12 protein-coding genes are annotated in these 13,176 nt (G+C 40.1%); 7 read left to right on the top strand and 5 right to left on the bottom strand.

What is annotated here, in order from left to right; all coding sequences use genetic code 11:
- Positions 1-40 precede the first annotated feature (40 nt).
- Positions 41-517, top strand: coding sequence for a cytochrome c (locus tag CXF93_RS05465; protein WP_101061409.1), 477 nt, complete (start codon positions 41-43; stop codon positions 515-517).
- Between the two features lie 55 nt (positions 518-572).
- Positions 573-1,028: a hypothetical protein gene (locus tag CXF93_RS05460; RefSeq protein WP_101061408.1), complete on the top strand. Its 456-nt coding sequence runs from the start codon at positions 573-575 to the stop codon at positions 1,026-1,028.
- Between the two features lie 105 nt (positions 1,029-1,133).
- Here CXF93_RS05460 and CXF93_RS22060 read toward each other — a convergent pair whose 3' ends face one another.
- From CXF93_RS22060 to CXF93_RS05440, 5 genes are all read right to left on the bottom strand, one after another.
- Positions 1,134-1,310: a hypothetical protein gene (locus tag CXF93_RS22060; RefSeq protein WP_198551591.1), complete on the bottom strand. Its 177-nt coding sequence runs from the start codon at positions 1,308-1,310 to the stop codon at positions 1,134-1,136.
- 148 nt (positions 1,311-1,458) lie between these two features.
- A complete protein-coding gene (locus CXF93_RS05455; protein ID WP_101061407.1) occupies positions 1,459-1,893 on the bottom strand; it encodes a bifunctional diaminohydroxyphosphoribosylaminopyrimidine deaminase/5-amino-6-(5-phosphoribosylamino)uracil reductase RibD in 435 nt (144 codons plus the stop codon).
- A 208-nt stretch (positions 1,894-2,101) separates the two neighbouring features.
- Positions 2,102-3,025 carry a M14 family metallocarboxypeptidase gene (locus CXF93_RS05450; protein WP_101061406.1) on the bottom strand — a complete coding sequence of 308 codons (924 nt, stop codon included), beginning with the start codon at positions 3,023-3,025 and terminating at the stop codon, positions 2,102-2,104.
- 203 nt (positions 3,026-3,228) lie between these two features.
- Positions 3,229-5,067, bottom strand: coding sequence for a hypothetical protein (locus tag CXF93_RS05445; protein ID WP_101061405.1), 1,839 nt, complete (start codon positions 5,065-5,067; stop codon positions 3,229-3,231).
- A gap of 349 nt (positions 5,068-5,416) precedes the next feature.
- Positions 5,417-6,604 (bottom strand): acetate/propionate family kinase, encoded by a 1,188-nt coding sequence (locus CXF93_RS05440; RefSeq protein ID WP_101061404.1) that lies wholly within the window; start codon positions 6,602-6,604, stop codon positions 5,417-5,419.
- 273 nt (positions 6,605-6,877) lie between these two features.
- On the opposite strand from CXF93_RS05440, the gene CXF93_RS05435 reads away from it, so the two are divergent.
- The 5 genes from CXF93_RS05435 to CXF93_RS05415 all read left to right on the top strand — a co-directional run bounded on the left by CXF93_RS05435 (position 6,878) and on the right by CXF93_RS05415 (position 13,163).
- Positions 6,878-7,813, top strand: a complete 936-nt coding sequence (locus CXF93_RS05435; protein ID WP_101061403.1) for a LysR family transcriptional regulator — start codon at positions 6,878-6,880, stop codon at positions 7,811-7,813.
- 191 nt (positions 7,814-8,004) lie between these two features.
- Positions 8,005-9,114, top strand: a complete 1,110-nt coding sequence (locus CXF93_RS05430) for an NAD/NADP-dependent octopine/nopaline dehydrogenase family protein (protein WP_101061402.1) — start codon at positions 8,005-8,007, stop codon at positions 9,112-9,114.
- Positions 9,115-9,157: 43 nt separating this feature from the next.
- Entirely contained in the window at positions 9,158-10,561 is a 1,404-nt protein-coding gene (locus tag CXF93_RS05425) for a YfcC family protein (protein ID WP_101061401.1), read from the top strand.
- Between the two features lie 434 nt (positions 10,562-10,995).
- A complete protein-coding gene (locus CXF93_RS05420) occupies positions 10,996-12,378 on the top strand; it encodes an L-cystine transporter (protein ID WP_101061400.1) in 1,383 nt (460 codons plus the stop codon).
- 179 nt (positions 12,379-12,557) lie between these two features.
- Positions 12,558-13,163, top strand: coding sequence for an outer membrane beta-barrel protein (locus tag CXF93_RS05415; protein WP_101061399.1), 606 nt, complete (start codon positions 12,558-12,560; stop codon positions 13,161-13,163).
- Positions 13,164-13,176: the final 13 nt, after the last annotated feature.

The following is a 13,176-nucleotide window of genomic DNA, read 5'->3' as shown; positions in this document are numbered from 1 at the left end:
TCCACAAGGGCATACCTAAACATTTAATCAGGAGTAAACCATGTCAGTATCAAAACGCGTTAATGCAATAATCACAGCATTGTCACTTACCTTTAGTCTTGTTATCACATCAGTTGCAGCATCAGAAAACATATTAACCGCGTCATTAATACAAGATGTGGAACAACGCCAAGCAGCCTTTTCACAAATTGAAACACAACAAAAACAGATAGATAAAGCACTCGGTAAATCGTCACCAAACTGGCAACAACTCGAAGTATTAAGTTCAGAACTAGCAGCTAACTCTGCGTCATTACAACACTTATTCGTATCAGGGAGTCAATTTGACAGTAAAGCCAAGGGTAAAGTGTGGGATGACAATATGCAGTTTAAAGCGGCATTAGAGAAAATGAATAATAGCTTTATAAAAATGGATACGGCAATACAACAACAAGATAAGCGCACTGCAAAAGATGCATTGAAACAAGCAAATAATACTTGTCGTAACTGTCATCGCCAATATCGTTCTCGCTGGTAATTTAGTTTATCTCATCATTATCGTAATAACTTTATCACTCAATTCGGATGTAACCATGAAGACTCAAACATTAAAAAGCATACACAAAGCAGCGGCTATACTGGCATTTCTATTAATCACCTCGTTTCTAAGCAGCACCATCATTGCTGATGTGTTAGCTACGCCCGCACAAATAGCACAAGTGAAACATACTATCCTACTGTTCATTCCAGGACTCATTGCTGCCATGATGGTCACAGGTAAATCGGCAAAAATACTGTATCCGGGTGCAATGACTGGCGTATTTAAAATCAAGCAACGCCGAATGAAGCTAGCGGCAATTAATGGCACGTTAATTTTATTACCTGCCGCGATAGTGTTAGCTAAATGGTCTGCACTGGATCAATTTGATGAGCTATATTGGGCAGTGCAAATTCTAGAAATAATCGCAGGTACGACAAATTTGACTATGATTGGTTTAAATATTCGCGACGGGATACGTTTAGGCCACAATGCTAAAAAGGCGCTGTAAAGGAGGGCCAATGGGAGATGGTAGTGATATGACGGTATAAAAGTGCTCAAGGAATATGAGAGAGCACTTTTATGCATTAGGTCATGTTATAAACTAAGATTCAACTCAGTCTTTTACTTCGTTACTAACATCTTTAGCAATATCACGAGAAGCGTGGCCGATTGATGTCGTCACATCTCTTGTTGCATGACCGATGTCACGACCGACTGTTTTTAACTCTGCGCAGGCTGTTAATCCAAGTGTTAATGTTAATGCCGTTATTGTTACAACTAATTTTTTCATTTAAGGTAAATCCATCTATCAATTAAATACTACGATTAACTAAATATTACTATTAACTAAATATTACTATTAGTTAGATACTACTAAATTAGCTAAATACTAAGCTAGTTGGCGATTATATCTCGTTTAATAGCATAACGTAATCTTGCTATTTCAATAAATAAGGGTTAATAAACTCACTGACTTCACGCTGGCAAACACCCATTTCCACATCAACACCCGCATCGGTTAGTACTTTAAGACCCTTACCGCTATTGCGAGGATCTGGGTCGACAGTAGCGACAACTACACGTTTTATGTTACGACCGACGAGACTATGCGCGCAAGATGGCGTACGACCAACAAACGAACAAGGTTCTAACGTAACATAAGCAGTTACCTCTTCCAGTGAGTGCGCATATTTAGCAATAGCTTGTGCTTCCGCATGGTGTTGGCCAGGTGCTTGTGTATAACCCTCACTCACAATGACATTATCTTTCACTAAGACGCAGCCGACAGGTGGATTAGGACGGCAATTTGGTAGGGCTAGTTTAGAAAGCGCTAATGCGCGCAGCATAAACTTTTCATCATTTAATAAATCCACAACTTATCCTTATAACGTGATGATTAACCATGTAGCCATGGTTCACGTCATATCATTACAATATATACAGCGGCAGTGCGTAAACACTGATTAGCCTTTGATGGTAATCGTTTTACCAACAAAGGTCGAATCGTGTATAAAATTACAACAATTTTGGTTAAGAATAGGCTCATAAAAGCGTACTGCGGCTATTTATAATTTCTTGAATCTAGTTATGTTGGCTTATTAGGTAGTCAAGACCACTGGTGATAGCCGTAACCTGAGCTTGAATACAGTTTTCATCATCTGCTGAGGGACTATCTGGGTATACTTCGGTTGTGGTCCCATAAAGACAATCACTGAATCCAGAGCATAAACCTAATGCTTTAGTGGCATAGTTAATCACACCGAACTGAGCCAGCTTTTCACCAATAATACGCCCACTTTCATCAGCAGGGGCAATGTGCGTTACTTTACTCACGGCATTAATGATATGAGTTTGAAATTCGGTATTTGGATTAAGGGTATCACCGACTAAATAAAAACCATCGGGAATGTTCCAGTTATCATGCACAACGGCATCACGCGCTGCTAATGCAGGTCTGAACTCGCTATTATCGGTATCAGTGGTTTCATGTAAATCGATATGCGCGGTGATCTTCACATCAAGCTTAGCAATGCACTGCATTAATGCTGCTGATTCCTCTGCGGGACTGTTGTCAACGAAAGACCTGTTTGGATCAACAGCATTCGGGTTCCAGCGGTTAATCGTTTCATAACCCCAAGGGCTGACACAAGGTGCGACAATAATATTAAACTCTGCACTGTAATTTAGTGCTTGAGTTGCTATAAAACGAATTGCGCCTTGGACACCACTGGTTTCATAACCGTGGACGCCACCCGTCACCAAAATCGTCGGTTTAGTATTATCCCAATCACGTGTTTTCACCACAAATAATGGAAAACGAGCAGGATCATAAGACAAGGCACCATACTGCTCAATATCAAAATTTTGCTGTAGCGGTGTTAACTTAGCCAGCACCTCTTGTTGATAAGTGCGTACCACAGTTTGCTTGGCTAACCATGCGGCTTTATCTTCCACTGTCCATTCTTGACCTGGTGTACCAATCTCATATGCTTGTTCGTGATCCATCTTGTAACCTTCCTTAAGGATAATAATGTTGTATTTATGCATCATTATAATGCGCTATTAAGCGATGGATTAACAAGAGAAAGTTTTACGATGGGGAAATTGAATGAAATGATCACCTTGCTAAAATAAAATGCCCACCAGTTAACTGATGGGCATTACATTATCACTCTTTAATTATCAGATATAAGCACTTTAAACACTCATTATTCCGTATCAGGTACGCTCATGACTGTACTCCATAAATCACCACCAGCAGCATCACCGAGGCCTTCAAGGTCAGTACTTCGACTAAAGACTTTAACACTATAATTAATACCGTTCGTTTCAACAATCGCGAGATAGTCATTCGCGGTTTGAGCTGCATCATTTTCATCTATATAAGTCAACGCAACTTTAATAACGCCTTCTTCGAAGATTGTCCAAGTTATATCGATACTAATATCACCCGCGCCTTCGTTATAAGTGAATGTACCAGTACCGTCTTCATTGAATTGATATGTTTCAACATCATCGGCTTGGCTTAACGCATTACCTGTGGTTAATATCATACCCTTGTTAATAAAATCAGAACTGAATGCAGTAACTAATTTACCACTCTGACAAGATGTTACGGCGCTTTTGAATTCAGCGTAACTACGAGACACTAGCGGCGCATCGCCAGAGTCAAGCTCTGCACATGCAAGCACATCAATTGAGAGATCAATATCAACAAAACCGCCCCAAGAGTAAATAGATTGACTGCCATTCGCATATACTGCGAATTTAGACTGTCCATCTACATTGTCAATTAAACGAATGACATATTCTAGTGTTTGATCACCATAGTAAAGCTCTACATTGCCTTCGGCATCAGTATTCCATAGGCGGTAATATTGCACGCCATTTTGATAAAAATCAGCAGTTTTATCGATATTAAAGGTATAAGTACGCGTTTGACCTGAGTCTGGGATAATACGTGTGATCGTATTGCCCTCTAAATTCATTCCAGGTAATACATCACAGGTTGCAAGCTGAGCATTGAAATCATCAATAGAAGCGGGCTTCGCATAGCTAACGTCACAATCTTCATATTCGCCAACCAGTGGATCAAGAGGATCTTTATCATCACCATCATCAAAACCATCATTATCATCATCAGGATCGGCTATATTACCAATATTATCACCATCAGTGTCTAACCAGTCACTTGCATCATCAGGCAGATCATCAAATGCATTGGGGATCCCATCAGCATCGTTGTCAGTAACTAAATCTAAATCATTAACGCTATCAAAAACCCCGCCTATTCCCGCAAAGTCTTCTTCAGCCGTGACTTTAACTATATTTTCAATCCTATCGCTAACTACGCCCACCAGTTTATTAAACGTTGTGGCATCATCCGATCCATCGGCAATAACAAGAGTAAATTCATTCTCGTCATCAGGGAGTATTTTAGAGCTAACAATATTTTCTGCTACATAAGTAGTTGTTGCACTAATATTTGCAATGTAATCACTTAAAACATCCCCTTCAGCAATACCAAAATCATTGGCCACCTTAGCTACTGCGGCTTGTTTAGCCGCAGCTAATTGTTCATCCGTTTCACTACCATCAGTATTTTGTTCAATTTCAATACTCACTAATGTCGATAATGGTGTGATCTCTTGCTCACCGGGTGGGGCTGACATCATATAATCGAAGGCAACAGGGATGCCGCTATCTTCGTCTACGGTTTGACCACTAATGATTTGTGCGTAAATAGAATATTGTTCAGGATCCACTACATTAGTGACATCCAGTTTAGCTACGCCACCATCACCAGACAGTGCCGATGGTTCATCCACATCAAGCTGTTTATTACCGTTAGTATCAAGCCAGACTTGCGCATTTTTTAAATAACCATCAATTACTTTCACATTATAAAAAACGGACACGGGAGCCCTTACTTCACCCGAACTGCCATCGCCGCCGCCACTGTCACCGCCGCCGCCGCCGCCGCCACAACCGGCTAATAAAATAGAACTGGAAAATCCGAGAGCTATAACTAATAATTTTTTCTTCATGTTTTTATCCTTAACACTTAATAACAAGAGTCAAATGCAAACAAGAAAATGGTAAATACATACAAGATTAAAAGATCATACCATCAACACATCCTAACTATACTAGACATCGAACCAGAATCTGGCACGATACATAAGCAATACCATAGATCAAAAACCAGTGTTTAATGTTGCAGCATGGTTAATGATAGAGTTAATACGATGTGATCGTTATTAAATTTACTATATTTAACAACAGCAAGGATTACTGTAAATAACTGAACATTCGGGCCATAAGTTAACAAAAAAAAGATGAAAAAAAACCCGCTACAAGAGCGGGTTTCATTATTATTTAAATTAAAATGATTATTTACAGTAGTTCAACCGACTGCTGAGCAATAACGAATTCTTCGTTGGTTGGGATAACCATCACAGCAGGTGTACCCGCTACAGTGATCAAGCCACCATTACCAAATCGAGCGGCTTTATTTGCTTCCAGATCTTCTTTATAACCAAAGATCTTCAAGTAAGCTAATACTTCACTACGGATCGGTAGTGCATTTTCACCAATACCGCCAGTAAAGATAATGCCGTCAAGTGATTCAAGCGATACCATGTATGACGCAATATATTTAGCTACGCGATACGTAAATACTTGGAATGCTAATGTCGCGCCTTTATGGCCCTGTTCCATTGCTTCGATAATACCGCGGCAATCACTGGTTAAGCCTGATACGCCCATAAAGCCTGAATTAGTATTCAGCTCTTTAAACACTTCATCTTGTGACCAACCTTTTTTCAGCAAGAACTCAATGATACTTGGGTCTAAATCACCACAACGTGTACCCATCATTAGACCGGCAAGTGGTGTAAAGCCCATGCTTGTATCAACACTTTGACCATCACGAATCGCGCATACAGAAGCACCGTTACCTAAATGCACGGAAATGAAGCTGCTTTCTTCAATAGGTTTATTAATCATCTTAGCGGCTTCACGGCTCACGAAATAATGGCTTGTACCGTGGAAACCATAGCGACGAATACCATAGTCTTTGTAAAGCTTGTGAGAAATTGCACCGGTAAATGCTTTCGCTGGCATAGTTTGGTGGAATGCGGTATCAAATACTGCAAATTGTGGCAACACAGGGAAGGCATGCATTGCCGCTTCAATACCTTTGGCAGCTGCAGGATTATGCAATGGCGCAAGGTCTGACAGGTTACGAATTTCGTTTAAGACAGATTCATCAATTTTTACTGTGCTAGTAAACTTCTCTCCACCGTGTACAACACGATGACCAACAGCCACAATCTGTGACGTAAGACCTAGGCTTTCGAGTAGTACAACGATACGTTTAATAGCCAGCTCATGGTGATCACCTTCAGCTGTGATTGCTTCTTCAGATTTTTGCCCTTCATATTTCCAGCTAACAGCCGCTTCAGGAAGGCCAAAACACTCTCCTAATCCATTAAGAACAGTATCCCCGGTATTGGAATCGATAAGTGCGAATTTTAACGATGAGCTACCAGAGTTGATCACGAGTACAAATGAGTTAGACATGTGAGTATTGTTCCTGTTTCAGACTATTGTTGTGACTTGAGTCACTTATATTGTGACCCTATTATTCAACATTTTTTGAATAATTCAACTTTATTTTCACTTCAATGCATTAACAACTGCATTTGCGTTGATCTGAGACAGCTATAGCGCGACTAAATCAATACTCCAACTCAGGTTAATATCATCAAACATCTGTTGTAGAAAGTCTCGATATGTAGTGTTATATCCGTTACTCTGTGGATACATACATAATTCTATATACTTATTATAATAATGAAATTGACCCAACTTAATGCCTTTAAAGCTGTCATTGAATGCCAAACGGTAACAGCCGCCGCTGAACGCCTAAATTTAAGTCAACCCGCCGTTAGCCGCCTAATTTCTGGGCTGGAACAACGTATTGGTTTTAAATTATTCATCCGTAAAGGTAATCGTTTAGTACTAAGCTGTGAAGGAGAAGCATTCTATTTCGAAGTCACCAAGGTATTTGATGCGATTACGGGGTTGGATAATGCTGCAGAATCTATTCGAGCCAACCATTTTGGTAGTCTCAATATAGCAACAATGCCATTATTATCGCATGCTTTTTTGCCTCGTATATTAGCGACCGTAGTCAAACAATCACCACGCATGAAAATAGCCGTAAAAACCGACCGCTCAGAAGGCGTTGTACGACAAGTTCAGAGCCAAACCACTGATATTGGTTTTGCCTTTGTAACTCAAGCTTACCCCGGAGTAATGGCACAACAGGTAATCAGTGAATGTGTTTGCTTGATTCCAGCAACATCGCCATTAGCAGAGCTCACTGCAATCGATATTCAAGATATCGCAGGACAAGTACTCATTCGCCATGAAAAAGACTCCGCACAATTAAAAATAGATCTGTTATTACGCCGATACAACTTAACCACAATTGAATGTATAGAAGTTTCACTTGCAAGCACCGCGGCGGCATTAGTACGCGAAGGTATAGGTATTGCCATCACAGATCCTTTTACCGCTCATATGGCAAGTGAACATGATCATGTCGTCATGCGACCACTAAAATTTTCGTTACCCTTTGAATTAGAGATTTTATATCCAGCATTAAAACCCCTGCATCATCATGCCGAGTTATTTATTGAACAATTTATGTTACAGGCTGATGAGATGGGTATTCATTTAAATATTGGTGCGATGCGTGACCTACATGACAGTAATATCGACTAAGATCACAGTTAACGGTAGCAGTGAAACAAGCGTAAAATTAGATAAACCCTATTTTAATCAACATCATAATAATAAAACCATGTCGTAGCATTACATTTTTGCATACAACCAAAACCATTCGACATTGTTCAAAGCAGATGACTCTTCCTTACACTGATGACGAAATTTAATCATCGTAAAAAGGAATAATTATGTCCACTCGAGTATCTGTTATTGGTTCCGGTAACGCAGGGTTAACTGCGGCTTATCACTTTTCGTTGCAAGGTGCACAAGTATGTCTATACGGTTCAAGCGGTTTTGATCAACCGCTTAGCGATATTGAACAGCATGCTGGTATTACCGCATTAGCTGAGTTTAATAATGTTACTTTAACTTATGCCGGTTTCCAACCGATAACGAAGGTAAGTCGAGACTTGGCTGAAACTATCGCATTTTCTGAACTGCTCATTTTACCTGTACCTTCATTTGCTCAAGAACCATTATTTATTGATATGTTACCGCACCTAAGGGATGGGCAAATTATCATGCTAATGCCAGGTAACTATGGTTCATTGGTGCTCAACCGCATAAAAAAAGAACAAGGTTATCAAGATCTCGATATTACCTTTGTCGATGCGATCTCAATTCCATGGGCAACCCGTATTGTCGGACCTGCACAGTTGGCGATTTTAGGCATGAAAGAATTTTTACCTGTCGCCGCTTTACCTGCACACAAAACTGCAGAAGCAATAGCAAAACTACAGCCAATCATGCCATTATCATTAACAGCTCTGGCTAACGTGATCAGCGTCGGACTTGAAAATATTAACTTTGGTGGTCACCCATTATTAACAACCTTAAACATGGGTTTATTAGAAAACTTCGACGGTCAGTTTAACTATTACAAAGACTGCTGCTCACCATCAACGGCTAAAGCTGCTGCCGTAATGGAAAATGAGCGCATGCAAATTGGTAATGCATTAGGCTTAGCATTGGTTCCGGAGTTAGAGTCAATGAATGCATTATATGCAATGCAGTGTGAGGATGTTTACCAAGTTAACCGCACTTCCGAAACCCACGGTAAGCTAAATAGTGCGCCAAATTCAGCATCTAACCGCTATATCACCGAAGATGCGGCCTATTTATTAGTGCCTTGCCATGAGTTTGGGCGCTTAACCAATATTGAAACACCTATTGTTACGGCTTGCTTACACCTAGACAATGCTTATAACGATACAGATTATTTTACTGCAGGACGCACACTCGAAAAAATGGGTTTAGCAGGTATGTCTATAGCAGAAATCATGCACTTCGTAGCTTAATATAAAGACATACCTGTAAACTTAATATAAGGACATACCAGTAATGAAACTTAAATTTCCCTCTACCTATACGATCTTATTTCTACTCACGGTATTGATGGCTGCGTTGACTTGGGTGATCCCAGCAGGTAAATATCAAATGGAAATGAATGACACCTTGGGTAAAAAAGTACCGCAAGTAGGTTCATACCAAACCGTAGAAGCAAATCCACAAGGTATCGTTGAAGTATTAATGGCACCAGTGCAAGGTTTTTATGATCCATCAAGTTATGCAGCTCGCGCTGTCGATGTCGCCTTATTTGTTTTGATCATTGGTGGTTTTATTGCCGTTGTGACCAGTACTGGCGCTATCGATGCTGGCATAGCAGCAACAATGACACGCCTTAATGGCCATGAAAAATGGATGATCCCAATCTTAATGGGATTATTTGCACTGGGTGGTACGGTATATGGTATGGCGGAAGAAACGCTACCGTTTTATACCTTATTAATTCCAGTAATGATTGCCGCAGGTTATGACAGTATTGTCGGGGTGGCTATTATTATGATCGGTGCAGGTATTGGTTGTTTAGGTTCCACTATTAACCCTTTTGCAACAGTAATCGCTTCTAATGCAGCAGAAATCAGCTTCATGGACGGCTTTGCCTTACGCGCCATCATTTTGGTATTCGGCTGGTTGCTTTGCGTGATTTATGTCATGCGTTACGCAGCAAAAGTAAAAGCAGATCCGTCAGCGTCGTTAGTTTTCCATCAAAAAACAGATAACGAACAGCACTTTCTACACAGTAAAAGCCAACAAGTATTGACATTAACAGGTACGCGAAAAGCAGTATTAGTTATTTTCACACTATCATTTGCTATCATGGTTTGGGGTGTATCTGCAGCAGGCTGGTGGATGGGTGAATTGTCCGCGTTATTTATTGGTGCGACTATTGTCACGGGTATTGTAGGTCGTTTAACCGAAAGTGAAACAACTGATAGTTTCATTACCGGTGCTCGAGATCTGTTAGGTGTGGCATTAATCATAGCCATCGCACGCGGTTTAGTTGTGGTGATGGACAACGGTAATATAACCCATACTATTTTAAATTTTGCCGAAGGTTTACTCGGTGGTTTAAGTGATATAGCCTTCATTAATGCAATTTATTGGATTGAAGCGGTACTTTGTTTAGTCGTACCATCTTCTTCTGGCCTTGCTGTGTTGACGATGCCTATCATGGCACCGTTAGCGGACTTCGCTGGTGTAAGTCGTGAATTAGTGGTAACCGCTTATCAATCTGCATCAGGTTTACCAAACATGATTACGCCAACATCAGGTGTCGTAATGGGTGCTTTGGCAATTGGCCGTGTTGGTTATTCGTCATGGCTTAAGTTTACCCTGCCGTTAATGGGTATGCTCTCAGTGTTAGTCATGATCTTGCTCAGTCTCGCGGTCACATTTAGTTAATCGCCATCATGACCATCAACAAATCGCAGGTGCTGACTGCATGGTAAAAGGGTTATTACCCAACTTTACTAGTATCACTATTTGATTATAAAGCAACCTCCATACGAACCAATAGAATAAATTGTTTCCGCCCCTGCAGGGTAAAGCCATGACGAGTTTTCTTCGTTATGGCTTTTTATATTTATTAATATCTAAAATTCAATCATTTAAATATTAATAACTCAAAACCAGCCCAGCAATAAAACATATTAAAAATAAACAGTTCTTTATATGCTAAAAAGTAATATCTAATGATTTTTAATTCCTTTGGACAAGCTAATCACTAGTGTAATCTGCTGAAATATTCATAAATCATTGTTATTAAATAGCTTAAAAACACGGCACAAGGTAGTGCTATCCGGTTGTTTAAGCTAAACCATCCATAGGAATTTATCATGTCATTAGTTGTTATCGCTAACTTAGCGGTATTCGGTATCCTCATTTATTTATTAAATGGCCAACAACGAAAGGGTCACACTCTTTCACGTCTGGTTTTATTAGGTCTTGTTTCAGGTAGTGTATTTGGCTTAATACTTCAAGTCGGTTATGGCGAAGGCAGTAGCGTGATTAAAGAAACCCTCGCATGGGTTGATATTGTCGGTAAAGGCTACGTTGGTTTACTGAAAATGGTGATCATGCCATTAGTATTAGTATCAATGATTTCAGCTGTTGTTAAACTTGATCGCTCAGGCTCGCTGGGACAAATTAGTGGTTTAACAATTGGTGTTTTATTATTTACAACTATGCTATCAGCGCTTGTTGGTATTGGTATCGCCCAACTGTTTGGTTTATCGGCTGAAGGTCTAACAGAAGGCTCTCGTGAAATAGCCCGTGTCGCTGTGATTGAATCACGAGCAGGTCAAGTAAGTGACTTAAGTATTCCGCAAATGTTAGTGAGTTTCATCCCAACTAACCCGTTTGCTGACTTAACAGGTTCACGCTCAACATCGATTATTGCCGTAGTTATCTTTGGTATTCTAGTGGGTATTGCGGCGCTAAAAGTCAGTGCCGAAAATGCTGAATTAGCAAAACCAATTAATACCTTTGTCGATGTATCGCAAGCCATCGTCATGCGTTTAGTGAAAATGATCATGGCGATCACACCTTACGGTATCTTAGCGCTAATGATGAAAGTGGTCGCAACATCAAGCCCGACTGACATTCTTAACTTACTCGGTTTTATCGTCGCATCTTACGTGGCTATCTTATTGATGTTTGTTGTACACGGCGTATTAGTTTCATTCGTTGGTGTTAAACCAACAGAATATTTCAAAAAAATCTGGCCTGTTCTCACATTTGCCTTTAGTTCTCGTAGCAGTGCAGCAACTATTCCACTAAATGTTGAAGCGCAAATTAACGAGCTAAACGTGCCACCAGCGATTGCCAACCTATCTGCATCATTTGGGGCAACGATTGGTCAAAATGGTTGTGCGGGTATCTACCCTGCTATGCTAGCGGTAATGGTAGCGCCAAGTGTGGGCATTGACCCAATGGACTTTAGCTTCATCTTATCGCTAGTCGCAATTATCATGGTGAGCTCGTTTGGTATTGCCGGTGTCGGTGGTGGTGCAACATTTGCGGCGCTTATCGTATTACCTGCGATGGGTTTACCTGTCACTATCGCCGCACTGCTTATTTCGATTGAACCATTAATCGATATGGCACGTACTGCACTGAATGTCAGTGGCTCAATGGCAGCTGGTACTATTACCAGTCGATTGTTGAAGTCAAAACAGGACAAATCAGCAGACACGCCGATAGAACAAACAACGGCTTAATCGATAGCTATTCTAGAAAAATAGAGTAATAAAAAATGCCTATTAGTTAACGCTAATAGGCATTTTTGTATATCACTTAAAAATCTTACATTTTTCTCATTGAGCTATAAAATACAATATCTTAGTATATGGATAATGAGCCAATACAGATTAAATTAACATCGAAAATAAGGTATCACATGAAAAAGTTCCTACTCACGTTATTATTATCAACTAATGTTTATGCCAACACAGATATTGCTGATAATTTTACCTATGTCGGCTTTGGTTATAAAGCAACGAATTATTCATCAGATGCAATGACGCCGTATTTTGGCGATAAATACAATAACTCAGAAAATAAAGGGTTAGCAGGACTATATCTTGATGTGAATGCCAATATTATTGGCGATATATTTGTTGAAGGTGATGCTAATTTCCAAACCCGATTTAGCTCTGAAATAAATACCTGGTCAGCAGGGATGGGTTATGTCATTAAACGCTCATCAACATTTTCAGTGCCTGTGTCTTGCGGGGTCGTTAACCACAGTGCGAATAGAGATGAGCGGCATTATGCTGAGACCTCGGGCTACTGCAAAGCAGGGATCAAAGCTCAAATTGCTAGACATTGGATGACAGATCTTTCGTACCAATATGAAGCAGTTGAAGAACATAAGAATATGGTCAGATTAAAGAACGTTTTCCAACTCGGTTCTACCTTTGGACTCGTAGCAGGCCTTGAGTATGCGAATCGCACCCAAAGCGAGTTTAGTTATAATTTAGGGGTACAGTTCTCATTTGTATAATGAGTTCACATGA

The sequence above is a fragment of the Moritella sp. Urea-trap-13 genome, from assembly GCF_002836355.1.
GTDB lineage: Bacteria > Pseudomonadota > Gammaproteobacteria > Enterobacterales > Moritellaceae > Moritella.
Note: the sequence above shows the minus strand (reverse complement) of the source record. Positions and strands in the feature narration are given on the sequence as shown.